14 protein-coding genes and 1 pseudogene are annotated in these 16,071 nt (G+C 61.3%); 5 read left to right on the top strand and 10 right to left on the bottom strand.

The annotated features are described in order from the left end of the window. Positions 1–42: 42 nt before the first annotated feature. From EJ066_RS23670 to EJ066_RS23640, 7 genes are all read right to left on the bottom strand, one after another. Positions 43–963: an ABC transporter permease gene (locus EJ066_RS23670; protein WP_126042231.1), complete on the bottom strand. Its 921-nt coding sequence runs from the start codon at positions 961–963 to the stop codon at positions 43–45. Beyond that, entirely contained in the window at positions 963–2,093 is a 1,131-nt protein-coding gene (locus tag EJ066_RS23665; RefSeq protein WP_126042228.1) for an ABC transporter permease, read from the bottom strand. The genes EJ066_RS23670 and EJ066_RS23665 overlap by 1 nt, the downstream gene beginning before the upstream one ends. After that, a complete protein-coding gene (locus EJ066_RS23660; RefSeq protein WP_189644352.1) occupies positions 2,090–3,667 on the bottom strand; it encodes an ABC transporter ATP-binding protein in 1,578 nt (525 codons plus the stop codon). Before EJ066_RS23660 ends, EJ066_RS23665 begins: the two co-directional genes overlap by 4 nt. 235 nt (positions 3,668–3,902) lie before the next feature. Beyond that, entirely contained in the window at positions 3,903–4,880 is a 978-nt protein-coding gene (locus tag EJ066_RS23655) for a quinone oxidoreductase (protein WP_126042224.1), read from the bottom strand. A 34-nt stretch (positions 4,881–4,914) separates the two neighbouring features. Further along, on the bottom strand, positions 4,915–5,676 hold the full coding sequence (pcsA, locus tag EJ066_RS23650; protein ID WP_189644555.1) for a phosphatidylcholine synthase: 762 nt from the start codon (positions 5,674–5,676) through the stop codon (positions 4,915–4,917). A 62-nt stretch (positions 5,677–5,738) separates the two neighbouring features. Next, a complete protein-coding gene (locus EJ066_RS23645) occupies positions 5,739–6,353 on the bottom strand; it encodes a DUF1326 domain-containing protein (protein ID WP_126042220.1) in 615 nt (204 codons plus the stop codon). 14 nt (positions 6,354–6,367) lie between these two features. Continuing rightward, positions 6,368–7,306, bottom strand: coding sequence for a DUF2182 domain-containing protein (locus EJ066_RS23640; RefSeq protein WP_126042218.1), 939 nt, complete (start codon positions 7,304–7,306; stop codon positions 6,368–6,370). Positions 7,307–7,369: 63 nt separating this feature from the next. Between EJ066_RS23640 and EJ066_RS23635 the strand changes: the two genes are divergently transcribed. After that, on the top strand, positions 7,370–8,581 hold the full coding sequence (locus tag EJ066_RS23635; protein ID WP_126042216.1) for a UbiH/UbiF family hydroxylase: 1,212 nt from the start codon (positions 7,370–7,372) through the stop codon (positions 8,579–8,581). On the opposite strand, the gene EJ066_RS23630 is transcribed toward EJ066_RS23635, so the two are convergent. Next, the gene (locus tag EJ066_RS23630) at positions 8,558–9,520 is read right to left on the bottom strand and encodes an AEC family transporter (RefSeq protein WP_126042214.1); all 963 of its coding nucleotides are present in this window, start codon (positions 9,518–9,520) and stop codon (positions 8,558–8,560) included. The genes EJ066_RS23635 and EJ066_RS23630 overlap by 24 nt on opposite strands. A gap of 220 nt (positions 9,521–9,740) precedes the next feature. Here EJ066_RS23630 and hspQ point away from each other — a divergent pair, with 220 nt between their 5' ends. Continuing rightward, complete coding sequence (hspQ, locus tag EJ066_RS23625) at positions 9,741–10,064, top strand: heat shock protein HspQ (protein WP_189644351.1); 324 nt, start codon at positions 9,741–9,743, stop codon at positions 10,062–10,064. Positions 10,065–10,155: 91 nt separating this feature from the next. Here the strand turns inward: hspQ and EJ066_RS23620 are convergent, their stop codons facing one another. Beyond that, complete coding sequence (locus EJ066_RS23620) at positions 10,156–10,785, bottom strand: invasion associated locus B family protein (protein WP_126042210.1); 630 nt, start codon at positions 10,783–10,785, stop codon at positions 10,156–10,158. A 231-nt stretch (positions 10,786–11,016) separates the two neighbouring features. On the opposite strand from EJ066_RS23620, the gene EJ066_RS23615 reads away from it, so the two are divergent. From EJ066_RS23615 to EJ066_RS23605, 3 genes are all read left to right on the top strand, one after another. After that, positions 11,017–12,837, top strand: coding sequence for an extracellular solute-binding protein (locus EJ066_RS23615; RefSeq protein WP_126042208.1), 1,821 nt, complete (start codon positions 11,017–11,019; stop codon positions 12,835–12,837). 42 nt (positions 12,838–12,879) lie between these two features. Further along, positions 12,880–13,560 carry a DsbA family protein gene (locus EJ066_RS23610; RefSeq protein ID WP_126042206.1) on the top strand — a complete coding sequence of 227 codons (681 nt, stop codon included), beginning with the start codon at positions 12,880–12,882 and terminating at the stop codon, positions 13,558–13,560. A 488-nt stretch (positions 13,561–14,048) separates the two neighbouring features. Next, positions 14,049–15,935, top strand: a complete 1,887-nt coding sequence (locus EJ066_RS23605) for an ABC transporter ATP-binding protein/permease (RefSeq protein WP_189644350.1) — start codon at positions 14,049–14,051, stop codon at positions 15,933–15,935. Here EJ066_RS23605 and EJ066_RS23600 read toward each other — a convergent pair. Next, positions 15,859–16,059, bottom strand: a pseudogene (locus EJ066_RS23600) (hypothetical protein); the annotation flags it as partial. The gene EJ066_RS23605 and the pseudogene EJ066_RS23600 overlap by 77 nt on opposite strands. Positions 16,060–16,071: the final 12 nt, after the last annotated feature.

Raw genomic sequence — 16,071 nt, 5'->3', positions numbered from 1 at the left:
TCTCTGAGTTAAGCCTTGGAGCTTCCCGTCTGTCTTTTATTGTCAACGATCCGGAACGAATGGCTGCCCCAAGGAAGCCGGTGTGTTCATCATCGTCAAACGCTTGTTGCGCGAGATTAGAACGAGAACCACGATGGTTGCCAGATAGGGCAACGAAGAAAGCAGTTGCGAGGGAACCGGAATGCCAAAAGCCTGTGCATGAAGCTGGCCGATCCATACCGCGCCGAAGATATAGGCGCCAGCCAGCACACGCCATGGCCGCCATGATGCGAACACGACCAGCGCCAGCGCGATCCAGCCGCGTCCGGCGGTCATGTTCTCCACCCATTGCGGCGTATAGACCAGCGACAGGTGGCCCCCGGCAAGGCCGGCACAGGCGCCGCCGAAGATCACCGCCAGATAGCGGTAGCGGATGACGTGGATGCCAAGCGCATGGGCCGATGTATGGCTGTCGCCGATCGACCGCAGCGTGAGCCCGGTGCGGGTCTTGAACAGGAACCACATGACGGCGGCGGTCAATGCGATCGAGATATAGAAGATCGGGTCCTGGCCGAATAACAGCCTGCCGACGACGGGGATCGCTGTCAGGCCTGGAATGTCGAGGTTTGGCAGCCTCGCGCCGGGCTGGCCGACAAAGCTGGTTCCCATCATGCCGGAAAGACCGAGGCCGAGCAATGTCAGCGACAGGCCCGTGGCCACCTGGTTGGTGGCCAGCGACAGCGTCATGACGGCGAACAGCAACGAAAACACCGCGCCCAGGGCGATCGCCGCCAACAACCCGATCCACGGCGATCCCGTGAGATAACCGGCGCCGAAACCGCCGACCGCCCCCATGATCATCATCCCTTCGACACCGAGATTGAGCACGCCGGAACGTTCCACCACCAGTTCGCCGATCGCCGCGATCAGCAAAGGCGTCGCCGCGGTTGCAATGGTCAAAAGTATGTTGACGGTGATGTCCATCAGCGGACCTCCTCCAGTTTCGGCGCGGCTTCAAGCTTCGGCGTGGCCCCTGATTCCGATACCGCAGGGCCGATCAGGCGAATGCGGTAGTGAATGAGCGTGTCGCAGCCGAGCACGAAGAACAGGAGCATGCCCTGGAACACGCGCGCCACCTTGTCGGAGATGCCGAGCGCGCTTTGCACCGCCTCGCCGCCGAGATAGGTCAGCGCCAGCACCAGGCCGGCGGCGACGATGCCCAGCGGATTGAGCCGGCCGAGGAACGCCACGATGATGGCGGTGAAGCCGTAGCCAGGCGAAATGACCGGCTGCAGCTGGCCGATGGCGCCGGAGACTTCCGAAATTCCGGCAAGTCCGGCCAGTGCACCCGACAGCATGAAGGCGAAGAATACCACCCGGTTGATGCCGAAGCCGGCGAAGCGCCCTGCCCTGGGGCTCGAGCCGAGCACGCGGACCTCGAAGCCTTTCAGCATGCGGCTCATCAGGATCCAGATCAGCACCGCTGCGACCAGCGCGAAGACGAAACCCCAATTGGCGCGGCCGGAGGCTGGCATCAGTTCCGGCAATATCGCCGAGTCGTTGAACTGTATCGTCTGCGGGAAATTGAAGCCCTTCGGATCGCGCCACGGCCCGCGCACCAGCCAGTCGAGGAAGAGTTGGGCGACATAAACCAGCATCAGGCTGGTCAGGATCTCGTTGGTGTTGAAGCGAGTCTTGAGCAAGGCCGGAATGGCGGCGTAGGCAGCGCCGCCGACCATGCCGAACAGCAGCATCAGCGGCAGCACCAGCGGGCCTTCAAATTGCGGAAACAGCACCGGGATGATCGAGCCGACGATGCCGCCCAGGATGAATTGGCCTTCTGCGCCGATGTTCCAGATATTGGCTCTGTAGCAAACCGATAGGCCGACCCCGATCAGGATGAGCGGTGCCGCCTTGATCGCCAGCTCATGCAGCTGCCAGACCTGGCTGACCGGCTCGATGAAGTAAATCTGGAACGCCTTCAAAGGGTTGACGCCAAGCAGCGCGAACAGGATGGCGCCGGCAATGAGCGTCAGCATGAATGCAATGAAGGGCGACAGCGCCGAGAACAGCATGGAGCGCTGCGGGCGTTTGATGAGTTCGAGGCGCATCATGACGTCTCCAGAGCGTGTTCGACATGGCCGGGCTCGGCGCCGCCCATCAGCAGCCCGACCTTTTCGAAGGTGGCCTCGGCGATCGGCAAAGGCTTCGACAATTCGCCATTGTGCATCACGGCGATCGCGTCGGATATCTCGAACAATTCGTCGAGATCCTGGCTGATGACCAGCACTGCCGAGCCGCTGCGTGCCAATCCGATCAGCGTCTGGCGAATGTGGGCGGCCGCACCGGCGTCGACGCCCCACGTCGGCTGATTGACGACCATGACATCAGGCCTGCGGTCGAGCTCTCGGCCGACGATGAATTTCTGCAGATTGCCGCCTGAAAGCGCTGCCGCCTCCGGGTCCGGAGCGCTCTTGCGTACATCCATTGCCTCGATGATGCGCTGGGAAGCGGCATAGATCGCATCGCTTTTGACCATTCCGCCGGTGCCGACGAACACCTTGCCGTCGGTGGCATGGCGCGACAGCAGCAGGTTTTCCGAAAGCTTCATGCGCGGCGCCGCGCCGTGGCCGAGCCGCTCTTCCGGCACGAAGGCGGCACCCATCAGCCGCCTGCCGGTGATGCTGAGACCGCCGGCATCCTTGCCGCGGATGCGCACCGAGGCGGCATCCTGCTGCAGCGCCTCGCCGGAGACGGATTCGAAGAACTCGCCCTGGCCGTTGCCGGCGACGCCTGCAATGCCGATCACTTCGCCGGCGCGTACCGTCAGGTTGATGTTCCTGAGCGGGATCGAGAACGGCGTTGCCGGCTTGCGGCTGAGCGCGCGGATTTCAAGCAGCGGCTGGGCGGTCTCGATACCCTCGGCCGGCGCGCGCACCACGGCCTGCACGTCGTTGCCGACCATCATGCGCGCCAGCGATGCCGCGGTTTCCTTGCGCGGGTTACAATGGCCGACCACCTTGCCGTGGCGCAGCACCGTGGCGCGGTCGCAGATGCGTTTGACCTCTTCCAGCCGGTGCGAAATGTAGAGGATGGACTTTCCTTCCGAGCGCAGCCGTTCGAGCGTCTCGAACAGCTTGTCGGCTTCCTGCGGCGTCAGCACCGAAGTCGGCTCGTCGAGAATGATGAGCTGCGGCGTCTGCAGAAGGCAGCGGATGATCTCGATGCGCTGGCGCTCACCGACAGACAGGTCGCCTACCAGTGATTGCGGGTCGAGCGGCAGGCCGTAGCTGTAGGAAAGCGCCCTCGCCTTCGCGGCGATCGTGCTGATCGGCGAACCGTCATCCAGCGACAGCGCGATGTTCTCGGCCGCCGTCAGTGCCTCGAACAGCGAAAAATGCTGGAACACCATGCCGATGCCTAGCTTCTTCGCAAAGCCGGGACTGGTGATCGTCACCGCCTGACCGTTCCATAAAATCTCGCCCGAATTGGGCTCCAACGTTCCGAACAGCATTTTGACGAGCGTCGACTTGCCGGCGCCATTCTCGCCGAGCAACGCGTGGATTTCGCCTCTTGCGACGTTGAGATCGATATGGTCGCACGCCGTCAGCGTGCCGAATACCTTGGTGAGGCCACGAACCTCGAGCAGGTTTGCGCCGTCCTGATTTGCACTCACGGTGCCTCCCATCTGGTTTGCCAGATATGTTTTCTAGTTCCCGCAGGCATGGTATGCGCGGCCGGCTCTCGTCGGAAAGCGGCACACGTCTTGAAAGAGCTTCAAGAATTTCAGCGGAAAACCTAGCGCATCGGCCCGAAAATCGAAATCGATTTTCGGAAAACACGATGCGTAGATTCAAAATGCTGGAGCGTATTTTATGCGTCCAAGTGGATGCACATCATTCTAAGCTCAAATAGTGGAAGGCTCAGGGGATAAGAATGGTTGTCCCGGTCGTCCTGCGGCCTTCAAGGTCGGAATGCGCCTTGCCGGCGTCCTTGAGCGCGTAGCGCTGGTTGATCCTGATCTTGACCGCGCCATTGAGCACGATTTCGAACAGCGCGGCGGCGGACGCCTCCAGGTCTTCGCGCCTGGCGTTGTAGACGAACAGCGTCGGACGGGTAGCGAACAGTGAACCTTTCTGCGCCAGCAACGATATGCTGAACGGCGGGATCGGCCCTGACGATTGACCAAAGCTGGCGAACATCCCGAGCGGCTTCAGGCAGTCGAGCGAGGCCGGAAAGGTATCGTTGCCGACCGAATCATAGACGACGTCGCACTTCTTGCCGCCGGTGATGGCGATGACGCCAGCGACGAAATCCTGCTCGCGGTAATTGATGACATGGTCGAAGCCATGCGCCTTGGCCAGCTCGATCTTGTCGGTGGAGCTGGCGGTGCCGATCACCGTCGCGCCAAGATGCTTCGCCCATTGGCCAAGGATCAGTCCGACGCCGCCGGCCGCCGCGTGAAACAGAATCGTGTCGCCCGCCTTCACCTTGAAGGTACGGCGCAGCAGATATTCCGCCGTCATCCCTTTCAGCATCATGGCGGCCGCCTGTTCGTCGCTGATGCCGTCCGGCACCTTCACCACGCGGTCGGCGGCGATCACGCGCTGCTCGGCATAGGCGCCGGTCGTCACGGCGTAGGCAATGCGATCACCCGGCTTCAGCCAGTCGACGTCCGCGCCCACTTCCACCACCACCCCGGCTGCTTCGCTGCCGGGTATCAGCGGGAAACCGCCCGCCGGCGAATAAAGGCCGGAGCGATGATAGACGTCGATGAAATTGAGGCCGATCGCCGTGTGTCTGACCAGGATTTGTCCCGAGCCGGGTTGGCCCGGGTCGGCGTCCTCATAGGTCAGAACCTCCGGACCGCCATTGGCGTGGATGCGGATTGCTTTGGACATTGACTAGGCTCTCTTGGGATCAGGATTTCTCGGATCAGGCTTTCCTGGCGCCGAGCGTTGGGAAGAGCTGCATGATACCGCCGATGCAAGCGAGGTAAAGCCCGGTGACCGTGATGCCGATCTTGGTGAAGACACTCACCTGCTCACCCAGGACGCCGATCTGGTCGTAGAAGGCGGCAAGAGCGGCCTGCGCCAGGGCCAGCGCTCCAAAAGCGCACCACAGCAGCGTCATGCCAAGGTTGATCGGCCGCAGCCGCACCACCCGCACCGGGTGGATGAAGTTGATCGGCACGAAGGTCAGGATGCCAGCCACGACGACCACGGCGAAGGAAACCCATTGTCCCGGGTCGATGACGAACAGCGTGAACACCACCATGTTCCAGACCACCGGAAACCCCTTGAAGAAATTCTCCTTCGTCTTCATGCCGGTGTCGGCATAGTAGATCGCGCTCGACACGACGATGATCGCCGCTGCCAGGAACGACAGGCCCTCGCCCATGAAGCCGCGCTGATAAAGCGCGAAGGCCGGAATCAGCACGTAGGTCACGTAGTCGATGATGTTGTCGAGGAGTTCGCCCGACCATGTCGGCAGGATTTCCTTGACCTCGAGCTTTCTGGCGATCGGCCCGTCGATGCCGTCGACGAACAGCGCCAGTCCCAGCCACCAGAACATTGCCGTCCAGCGCCCCTCGCTTGCCGCCACCAGCGACAGGAATGCGAGGAACGAGCCCGACGCTGTCAGCAGATGGACCGAAAACGCGCGTGCCTGCGGCCACGTGACTTTCTTCTTCGGCATCGGAATCCGGTCGGCGATTTTCCTGGCCGTCGTCTTCTTCTTGTTCACGGGTCCCTTCTTGTTCACGGGCCCCGCCAGTCCAGCTTGCAGATCTCGGCAGAGCGGCCGGCAAAGTTCCAGTTGCGGCCGAAAGCCCGCATCTTGCTCTTGTCGGACCTGGCGACGATGATTTCCGGTGCGATCCAGTACTCCGAATTGCTGATGATCGTGTCCTTGTCGCGGTCCTTTCCGGGAATCGGCGTTACCGCCCCGTCGATGATCTTCGGTATCTGGAAGATACGCGTCCTGTCACGCGTCTCGTAGGTGATCGGCGCCTGCTCGACGCCGAGGAACTTTCCGACCAGGATGGAGAGCAGCGAGGTGGTGCCGCCGGCCTTGCCGGTGAAAATCCTGGTCAGCGCCTTTACCGCATAGACTGAGGCGCGCTTGTCGATGAACAGGCCGGCGGTCCAGTTGCCACGGCTCATATAGCCGGGGATTTCCATGACCAGCCCAAGATTGAGTCCGGACAGGTCGACCTCGCCGAAATGGCCGGCATCGATGCGGAACCCCGCCCAGGTCTGGCAATAGCCCTCGGTCGGCGGATGATTGCCAAGAGACAGCACGCAAGGACAAAAAACCGTGCAATTGCAGGAGAGCACCAGCTCTCCTTTCATTGCCCAGCCTTGATCTGCCATGGAATTCCCTCCCCTCATGCCGAGACTACTAGCAGGGCGGTTGCCCAGACAAGCAGTATCGCACCGGCGACCCGGGTTGGCAGCCTGCCCGCCGTCTGTTTTTCGATCAAGGTGAACAGGCCGATCAGCGCCATCCAGAACACGTTCATCACACCGACGGCGAACATAACCAGCATCAGCGCCCAGCAGCAGCCGAGGCACCACACGCCCTGCTCCATGCCGAGCCGGAAAATGCGGCCGGGCCTCGCGCTCCAGTTCGAAAACAGGACCGAGAACGGGTTTTTGCATTTTGTCAGGCATGCTTCCTTCAGGCCGCTGAACTGGTAGAGGCCGGCAGTCAAAAGCGCGGCTGCTCCTGTCGCTCCGACCACTGGATCGAGCATCTGCGCTGGTGAGGCGAAGACGTGGACGATGAGCGTCAGCGCCGCAAACACTGCCGACGCAGCCAACCACACGCAGAGGTAACCGGCGACCAGGACCAGCGGATGGACGACCGGTTCGGCCTTGATCCTTGCGGTATCGGCGATCTCGCAGTAGGTGCGGATCATCGGCGCCGCCGAGGGCAGCATGGCGGCGACCGCCATCAGGAACCACATGACGATGAGCGCTCCGGCCTGCGCGCCGACGCTTCCGTCGAGCGGCGCGGGTGCAAGACAAAGGGTGAAGAAGCGCTCGAGAAAATCCGGCAGCGGCAGCTTCGGCAGATATCTAAGCATCGTGTCGCCGGGTGCATCGATGCCCGGCCCCCGACTCTCGGCGCCACGTATCGCCATGGCGCCAAGAAGCAGCCATGCCAGAAGGACGCCTGCGCCCAAAATGATGTTGACCGTCAGTCGAGGATTGCGCGAGACGCTTGCCGTGGCGCGGCCGGCACGGTCGAGATGGCTGAAATCGTGGTCTTGGCCGGTCATGGCAATCGAATGGGCCGAATCGCCGCGTTGATCAAGCCGCATGATCTGACCTATATCCTCACCAGGTCGGACCGGCCGCCTAGCGTCGCAATCGGGAAGTCGATTTTGGATCATCGGGAGACAGCACGGATACTGGTTGCCGGCAGCGGCCCGGCGGGGCTGATCGCGGCACTTGGCTTCGCGGATGCCGGCTTTCCCGTGACACTCGTCGGCCCTGAGGCAAATGGCCAAGACGGCCGCACGACGGCCTTGATGAACCCTGCCCTGGATATCCTCGAGCGGTTGGGCGTCCTCGACGCGGTCAGACCCCAGGCAGCACCGCTGAAGGTGATGCGCATCGTCGATGCAACCAGCCGGCTGATCCGCAGTCCGGTGGTCATTTTTCGCGCCAGTGAAATCGGCGAGGAGCAGTTCGGGCTGAATTTGCCCAACAGCGCGCTCAACCCCGCGCTTGCTGGGGTCGTTGCCGCACATTCCGGCATCGAATGGCGAAAGTCGATGGTGGAGACCTGGCGCCTCGACCCCGATCATGCCCATGCCGTCCTGTCTGACGGCAGTGAGGTCGCAGCATCGCTCGCGGTCGCTGCCGACGGGCGTCTGTCGCCGGCCCGTGAGGCTGCCGGCATCTCGACATCCGCCCGATCCTACCCGCAGGCGGCATTGGTTCTCAATTTCGGCCACCGCAGCGACCATGCCTTCACCTCGACCGAATTCCATACCGAGACCGGCCCGTTCACCCAGGTCCCCCTGCCCGGCAACCGGTCCAGTCTTGTCTGGGTGGTGGAACCGGAAACCGCGAGAGAGCTCGCCGCACTGGACGATGCCACTCTTTCGAAGCGGGTCGAGCAGCGGATGCAATCGATGCTCGGCCGGGTCTCCGTGGAGGCCGGCCGGCAGATCTACCCGCTTTCGGGCGTGACGCCCCGGTGCTTCGCGCGAAACCGGGTGGCGCTTGTCGGCGAAGCCGCCCATGTGTTTCCGCCGATTGGTGCGCAAGGTCTCAACCTTGGTATCAGGGATATCGACGATCTGATTGGAATTGCTTGCGAAAACAGGGAAGATCCAGGCATTGCCAAGGCACTCGCAGCGTATGATTTCAGGCGGCGGCCCGACATTCTGGCGCGCAGCAGCGCGGTCAATCTGCTCAACAAGTCGCTGCTCTCGGATATGCTGCCGGCACAGATGGCGCGCAGCGCCGGCCTCAGCGTGCTTGGCGGCTTCGCGCCGCTTCGCGCCTTCTTCATGCGCGAGGGGATGCGGCCCGGTAGCGGTTTTGCGGCGCTCGCCGGCGGCTTAAGGAAACAGGTCCGGGGGTAGCACGCCATGACGGATCATGTAGAGCAGCCCGGTCACCGTCATGACCGAGAGGCAAGTGGTAATCAGCACGCTGGCTGAGGCACGTTGCACCCAGACGCCATATTGCTGGGCGATGACGAAGACATTGGTTGCGGTCGGCAATGCCGCCAGCAGCACCGCCGAAAACAGCCAGGTCTCGGAAAAATCGCCCGCCCAGCTCAGCACGACATAACAGAGCAACGGGTGCAGGATCAGCTTCAGCGCGGCGATCAACGCCAGTTCGTGCGGGATGCGATTGAGTGGCCTGAGCGCCAGGGTGACGCCCATGGCGAACAGCGCACAGGGAGCCGCGGCGCCAGAAAGATATTCGAGGAAGCGCTCGACCGGTTCGGGCGGACGAAAGTTTATATAGGCGGCGCCAACGCCCATGGCGGTCGCTATGATGAACGGATGCAGCACGATCTTCCTGAGCACGCCAAGAACGAGCTGCAACGGCGATGTCTTGTCATCGCCGGAAAGCGCCATCATCATCGGCGCGACGGCGAAATGGATGATATTCTCGAAACAGAAGATCAGAGCCACGGGCACCGCCGCGTCCTTGCCGAACGCCAGCAGCGCAAGCCCCGGTCCCATATAGCCGATATTGCCATAGGCGGCGGCAAGCGCCTTGATCGTCGATTGCGCGATTTCGCCCCGCGAGGTCAGCACCGACCATGCGAACATCAGCGAGAAGATCGTGTAGGTCGACAACACAGAGCCGAGGATGAAGCTCCATTCCGTCAGCCGCTCGAACGGCGTCTTTGCAAGCAGCTGGAAGAACAGGGCGGGGAGCGCGACATAGACGATGAAGGTGTTCATCCAGCCGAGCGCTTCCAGCGGCTGCCTGGTGATGCGCGCCACCAGGAAGCCCATGAAAATCAACCCGAAGAACGGAAGAACAAGACCGATGACGTCTGACATTTTGTGCTGGCGCGAAACTCTCGGGCGGGCTAGCCCGTAGCGCGACGGGGCGTCAAGCGCTGCGGCATTGAATTGATGCGGCGCCTGCGCCAATTGTGCTAGGGAGCAGCCCTAAAGTCGGGCTCGATTTTTGTAGCGCAATGTGTAGATTCAAAGTTTTAGAGCGTCTTTTGCGTATTCCAAGGAGGCGCGGCACTCTTGGACTTAAGTGGTGAGTACGATGAAAACAGCGAAATTCTCGATCGGACAGGTCGTTCGCCACCGGCTGTTTCCATTCCGCGGCATCGTTTTCGATGTCGACCCGCAATTCGCCAACTCCGAAGAATGGTACGAGGCGATCCCCGCGGATGTGCGGCCGCGCAAGGACCAGCCCTTCTACCATTTGCTCGCCGAGAATTCGGAAACGGATTACATCGCTTACGTGTCGGAGCAGAACCTGCTCGAGGATCGGTCTGGCGAACCGGTGCGGCATCCGCAGATTGGCGAGATGTTCGACAAGAGACCGGACGGGCGCTACGAACCGAAGCGCCAAACGAGACACTGACCTGACGCGACGGCGGCCGGAACGAAAAAAGCGGGGCAGGACCCCGCTTTTTTCTTGGCTTGAGAAATGTCTTGTTTGCCCCGTGGGGCGATCAGTTGGCGGTCTTCGCCTTGTCCTGCTCTTCCTTGAGCTTCTTGGCGAAGTCCTGATTGTTCTTGGCAACGAAATCCTGAAGCTTCTTCTGCCGATCCTCGATGTCGGACTGCTGCAGCGGAGGTCCGTCGAAGGCACCGCTGAAGCCGGTCAGCGCGATCTTGATCGGGTTCGGCTGGTTCTGGAAATTGACCGAGGTCAGCGTCAGGTTCGAACCCTTCTTGAAGGAATTGACGAGCTGGTCGGTCAGCGGCACTTCCGCCACGCAGCGGTCTGGAAAGCAGATCACATAATCGAGCTTCTGCGCCTTGCCGCCGTCGATCTGAAGGCCGATGCCGGGAGGAACCAGACGACCGGTCGGAACCGTCACCTGGAACACCTTGCGGTTCACCTTGCCCTTCAATTCGATCAGGCTGACGCCGGTGACGAGCTGGCCGTTGCCGGCGGTGGTGATGTTCTGGACATTGCAGATGTCGACATCTTCCTGCTTGGTGCAGGCCTTGAACCAGCCCTGCGGAATCTGCTGTTGCTGCTGCGCAAGAGCAGCGGGAAATTGTGCACCCAGAAAGCCGACCACGCCAGCGGCCATGACCGAAAGGCGGTACGCGTTGCTGTTCAGGCTCGTCATGTCGTGCACTTCCTCTCAAATGATCCCGGAACCGGCTTCTTCGCGCCGTGTGGTCCTGCTACCTGTTGCCAAAATGAGGCAACAGAATGACTCGGACGGCGTGTTACACTGCAAGCGGTGCCGAATCCAGCCCGATACTCGCAATTCATGAATTCACGATTGGCCGGCAGGCAGCCGGCTCGTGTTAGGGTGCGCTCCGAATCATCAAGCCGACCCAGTAAGGAGACGGTCATGGGCCGCGTTCTTGTTTGGCTGATCACCGCGATCTCGTTTGTTACCCTTCTGCCCCAGTCAGCTCTGTCGGAGCCGAAACACGCGATCGCTATGCAAGGTGAGCCAGCGCTGCCGGCCGACTATACGCATTTCAGCTACGTTAATCCCGATGCGCCCAAGGGTGGCAGCATCACCTATTGCGTGGTCGGCAGCTTCGACAATCTCAACCCGTTCATCCTGAAAAGCCTGCGCACGACGGCGCGCGGCGTGATCGACAAGATTTTCGGCAATCTCGTCTTCGAGCCGTTGATGCAGCGCAATGACGATGAAGCCTTCAGTCTCTACGGCCTGCTTGCCGACACTGCCGACATGGACCTGGAGCGCAGGAGCATCGAATTCCACCTCGATCCGAGGGCCAAATGGTCGGATGGCCAACCGGTGACTGCGGAAGACGTGCTGTTCACTTACGACGTCTTTACCGAGAAAGGCCGGCCACCTTACAGCGCTCGTATGAGCATGGTCGCCAAACTCGAAAAAACCGGCGACCGCAGCGTTCGCTTCACATTCAATGAGAACGCCAACCGCGAGACTCCGTTGATTATCGCGCTGACGCCAATTGTGCCGAAGCACGCTTTCGACAAGGAGACTTTCGACAGGACCACGCTGAAACCCGTGATCGGCAGTGGGCCTTACACCGTGGCGCAAGTGGCGCCCGGCCAGCGCATCGTGTTCAAGCGCAACCCGGATTATTGGGGCAAGGACGTCCCCGCCAAGCGCGGCTTCGACAATTATGACCAGATCACCATCGAATATTTCCTCAATGCCAACGCCAAGCTGGAAGCTTTCAAGAAAGGCATCTGCGCCATCGACGACGACAGCGATCCGGTCAAGCGCGAGCGCGATCTCGACTTCCCGGCCTTCCACAAGGGCGATGTGATCGCCGAAACGTTCGAGACCGGCATCCCGCCGGTGGTGACGGGGTTCCTGTTCAACACACGGCTGCAGAAGTTCTCCGATCCGGTCGTTCGACGCGCGCTCGGCATGCTCTACGACTTCGAATGGGCTAACAAGAACCTGTTTGGCGGCAAGTACATGCGCACCATGAGCTATTGGCAGAATTCCGAGCTTTCCGCGCTCGGCCATCCGGCCGACGACAGGGAAAAGGCGCTTCTGGCACCTTACCCCGGCCGTGTGCCGACCGATGTCATGGACGGCACCTGGCGGCCACCCGTTGCCGACGGTTCGGGCCAGGACCGCAAGGTGCTGAAGGCCGCCTTCGATATATTGAAGGGAGCGGGCTATACCTTGCAGGATGGAGCGATGCTCGATCCCGGGGGGAAGCCCTTCGGTTTCGAGATCCTGATCGCCTCGCAGAACGAGGAGCGCCTTGCCGCCATCTACCAGCGCACGCTGGGAAAGATCGGCATCGACGTCACCATCCGCAGCCTTGACGGCGATCAGATCCAGTCGCGCAAGCAACGTTTCGATTTCGAGGTGCTGATCGGCGCCAGCGGTTTCGAGAACTCGCTGTCGCCCGGCATCGAGCAGCTCGGGCGTTGGGGATCCGCTGCCGCCAATGCCGAAGGGTCATTCAACCTCGCCGGCGTCGCCGATCCGGCGGTGGATGCCGCGCTTGAGGCGATGCTCGACGCCCGCAGCCGCGAAGACTATGTTGCCGCCGTCCGGGTTCTCGACAGGTTGCTGATCTCCGGCAACTACATGGTTCCGATGCAGCACAACACGCAGCAATGGCTTGCCTACTGGAACTATCTGGAACATCCGCAAAAGACGCCCATATCAGGCTATCGACTGCCGACATGGTGGCGCAAGGCGGACTAAGAATGACCCGAACCGAGGTCCGCGTCAGCATTGGAGACGAAGATGAGCGCATTGAACTCCATCACCGTCGATGTCGTGTCCGATGTCGTCTGCCCGTGGTGCTTCATCGGCCAGAAGCGGCTCGACAAGGCGATTGCCGCGGCAAGCGGTGTCGACGTGCACGTACGCTGGCGGCCGTTCCAGCTTGACCCGACCATCCCGCCCGAAGGCAAGGATCGTCGCGAGTACATGGTGGCCAAGTTCGGCAGTGACGAACGCATCCGCGAGATCCACGCCCGCATCGAGCCCCTGGGTGAAGCCGAGGGGATCGACTTCGCGTTTGCTGCCATCAAGGTCGCGCCCAACACGCTGGACGCGCACCGCGTCATCCGCTGGGCTGGTGCTGCTGGCGAGGTCGTGCAGAACCGGCTGGTGCGGCGTCTGTTCCAGTTGAATTTCGAGGAAGGCGCCAATCTTGGCGATCATGTCGTGTTGGTCAAAGCTGCCCGCGAGGCCGGCATGGATGCATCCGTGGTCGAGACGCTTTTGCCGACAGACGCCGACGTCGAGGCGGTGCGCACCGAAATCGCCACCGCTTCGCGCATGGGTATCACAGGCGTGCCGTGCTTCCTGCTTGAAGGCAAGTATGCCGTGATGGGCGCGCAGGACGCCGATACGCTCACCGACGCCATTCGCCAGGTTGCGGCGGCCAAGGCGCGCGGTGAGCTGGAGAAGGCGAACTGAATAGCGGCTCGGCTGACGCCATTTTCGATCACTTTTCCCGCCGCCACCAGGTCGACATGGCAACAAGGATGCGCCGAAGACGGCACGTTTTTGCGCGCATCCATCTTCCGCAGCACAAAGTTGGTCGATCGACCACGCTCTTGCCTTCACAAAACCGTGTGAAGAGCTTCCCTTGGGGAAGGTGTCGGTTCTCACATATGTAAACTGGCAAATAACTGAAATTATTAGATAATATCCATTTTGGAATGGCGCCGCATGACATTGCGGTCACTAAATTCTGTTGCTTGACGGCAACGGCGAGCGAGCCAATCCCTCGCGGCCCAAGAAAAGATAATGGAAAATGATCAATTGGTGTTACTCTCTGTAACAAAACTAAAAGAGGTTTGGGCGGGATAGTGATTCGGGTCGGTAGACCAGAGCGACATTCAATATCGGAAAAATGGCTCCGCGGTGCCGCAAGGCCTCCGCTCCTGACACCGGTTTCCCCGATGCGCAGCTTCTGGGGACTGATGCGGGCCTACTGGTTCTCGGACCAATGGGTTGAGGCCTGGACGCTGACGCTGGTCATCGCACTGTTTACCGCGCTCTCAAGTAAAGCCGGCGTCTGGTTCGCCGAGGCATCCGGAGAGCTGGTCAACTCGATCGCCTTTTACCACGATGCCGCGAACACCACGCCGCTTGCATCGCTGCTCACCAACGCCGGCACGCTCGTCCTTCTGGTCGTGCTCAAGGACGCAGGCTTTACCGGCATCCGCACCTTTGTTTCCGCGACGCTGCATCGCAAATGGCGCGGCTGGCTGGACAGCCGTTTCAACGAAGCGCTGCTCGACACCAATCACACGCATTTCCATGCCCAGCATGGTTCGTCCGGCACCGCCGCTCCCGACAACATCGACCAGCGCGTCCAGGAATCGATCAAGGACATGACTGGCGGAGCCATCGGCCTCGCCATGGGGGTCATGGCTGTCGCCACGTCGATCTATTTCGTGGGCCAGAAACTGCTTGAAAGCTCGGCGGAAGTGAAAGGTCTGGGGTTCCTCGGCAGCTATGGCAGCGCGGTCCTGGCGTTCCTGGCGGTCGCCACATACGTTCCGCTGAACACCTGGATCGCGGTGAAGCTCGGCGGAATGCTGGAACGGCTTAACATCAAGATGCAGCAGTCCGAAGGCAGTTATCGCGGAGAGCTGACCACGTTCCTGCGCCGCAGTTTCCACGTCGCCGCCTCACAGGGCGAGAATGTGCAAAAGACGATGCACGGCCGGCTTTATGTCGATATCGACCGCACCTGGGCGCGGCTGAACATCGTCAACACCGGCTACCGTTCATTCGAACTGGTCTACAATTTCATCGGCGCCCGCATTGTCGCCTACGGGCCAGGGCTTGTGCCCTACATCCACAATGGATTCGATCTCAAGGGCTACATAACCGGCTCCGAGATGGTCAACTCCCTGATCAATCAATGTTCATGGTTCATCCATGTCATGCCCTCCATCGCGGCGCTGCGGGCCAACAGCCAGCGCGTGACCGAACTTGCCAATGCGATCGAAAACGTCCAGCGCCCGCAGGAATTCTACAGCCTCACCGGGTGCTCCGATTTCCGCTACGATCGCCAGAACCCGGTATTCGGCCTGACCATCCAGAAGCTGGAGCTGACGCATCAGGGCCAGGACACAGCCCCCTTCCTGAGCGCCGCGAACTTGCGCTTCCGACGCGGCGAGTGGACGTTCCTGAAGGGTGAATCAGGCTGCGGCAAGACATCGCTGATCAAGGCGATCAACGGCTTGTGGCCCTATGGCCGCGGCACCATCGTCTTCCCGGAAGGGGTCGAAAGTTTCTATGCCGCCCAGGAGGTCAAGCTGCAGCAGGTTTCGCTGAAGCAACTGGTCTGCCTCCCCGGCTCAGAGCGCGATCACACCGACACGCAGGTTGCATCGGCCCTGCACAGAGCCGGCCTTGGCGATTTCATCGAACACATGGCCGATGAAAGCCGCGAGGGAATGAACTGGGACCAGGTGCTTTCGGGCGGCCAGAAACAGAAGCTGGTTGTCGCCCGCATCGTGCTGCAGCAACCGGGGCTGCTGTTCCTCGACGAAGCGACCGGCGCGCTCGATCCCGAAGGGAAGATCGCCTTCCACCAGGCGATCAAGGACAATTGTCCAGACGTCACGGTGATCTCAATCATGCACGAGGCCGTGCCGCCAAGATCGCTTTCAGGCGCCGAATTCTACCATAGCATCGTTACGATCGCGGATGGCATCGCGACCAAAAAGCCGCTGGCGCCGAGCCTGCCGGTCGAGCTCACCACCATCCTCGCGCACCCCAGGCCGGTCGAGGAAAGATGGCTGCGTTTCCCACGCCGGATGAGGCAGAAATAGCGGCAACACAACAATCTGGGAAGGCGCCCGTCATGCCGGCGATCGCCGTGTTGGTCAGCGCCACCACCGTCAGATCGAGCGCCGGGTCCACGAACCAGGAATGTCCGTAGACGCCGCCCCAGCGCCAGGCGCCCGC

It is taken from the genome of Mesorhizobium sp. M9A.F.Ca.ET.002.03.1.2 (assembly GCF_003952365.1).
Taxonomy (GTDB): domain Bacteria; phylum Pseudomonadota; class Alphaproteobacteria; order Rhizobiales; family Rhizobiaceae; genus Mesorhizobium.
Note: the sequence above shows the minus strand (reverse complement) of the source record. Positions and strands in the feature narration are given on the sequence as shown.

What these genes read in the sequence shown, in the direction of transcription:
- pcsA (WP_189644555.1), bottom strand. Translation starts at nt 5,676, where the DNA reads ATGCCGAAGAAGAAAGTCACGTGGCCGCAGGCACGCGCGTTTTCGGTC.
- EJ066_RS23645 (WP_126042220.1), bottom strand. Translation starts at nt 6,353, where the DNA reads ATGGCAGATCAAGGCTGGGCAATGAAAGGAGAGCTGGTGCTCTCCTGC.
- EJ066_RS23630 (WP_126042214.1), bottom strand. Translation starts at nt 9,520, where the DNA reads ATGTCAGACGTCATCGGTCTTGTTCTTCCGTTCTTCGGGTTGATTTTC.
- EJ066_RS23670 (WP_126042231.1), bottom strand. Translation starts at nt 963, where the DNA reads ATGGACATCACCGTCAACATACTTTTGACCATTGCAACCGCGGCGACG.
- EJ066_RS23610 (WP_126042206.1), top strand. Translation starts at nt 12,880, where the DNA reads ATGAGCGCATTGAACTCCATCACCGTCGATGTCGTGTCCGATGTCGTC.
- EJ066_RS23605 (WP_189644350.1), top strand. Translation starts at nt 14,049, where the DNA reads ATGCGCAGCTTCTGGGGACTGATGCGGGCCTACTGGTTCTCGGACCAA.
- hspQ (WP_189644351.1), top strand. Translation starts at nt 9,741, where the DNA reads ATGAAAACAGCGAAATTCTCGATCGGACAGGTCGTTCGCCACCGGCTG.
- EJ066_RS23640 (WP_126042218.1), bottom strand. Translation starts at nt 7,306, where the DNA reads ATGCGGCTTGATCAACGCGGCGATTCGGCCCATTCGATTGCCATGACC.
- EJ066_RS23660 (WP_189644352.1), bottom strand. Translation starts at nt 3,667, where the DNA reads ATGGGAGGCACCGTGAGTGCAAATCAGGACGGCGCAAACCTGCTCGAG.
- EJ066_RS23615 (WP_126042208.1), top strand. Translation starts at nt 11,017, where the DNA reads ATGGGCCGCGTTCTTGTTTGGCTGATCACCGCGATCTCGTTTGTTACC.
- EJ066_RS23665 (WP_126042228.1), bottom strand. Translation starts at nt 2,093, where the DNA reads ATGATGCGCCTCGAACTCATCAAACGCCCGCAGCGCTCCATGCTGTTC.
- EJ066_RS23620 (WP_126042210.1), bottom strand. Translation starts at nt 10,785, where the DNA reads ATGACGAGCCTGAACAGCAACGCGTACCGCCTTTCGGTCATGGCCGCT.
- EJ066_RS23655 (WP_126042224.1), bottom strand. Translation starts at nt 4,880, where the DNA reads ATGTCCAAAGCAATCCGCATCCACGCCAATGGCGGTCCGGAGGTTCTG.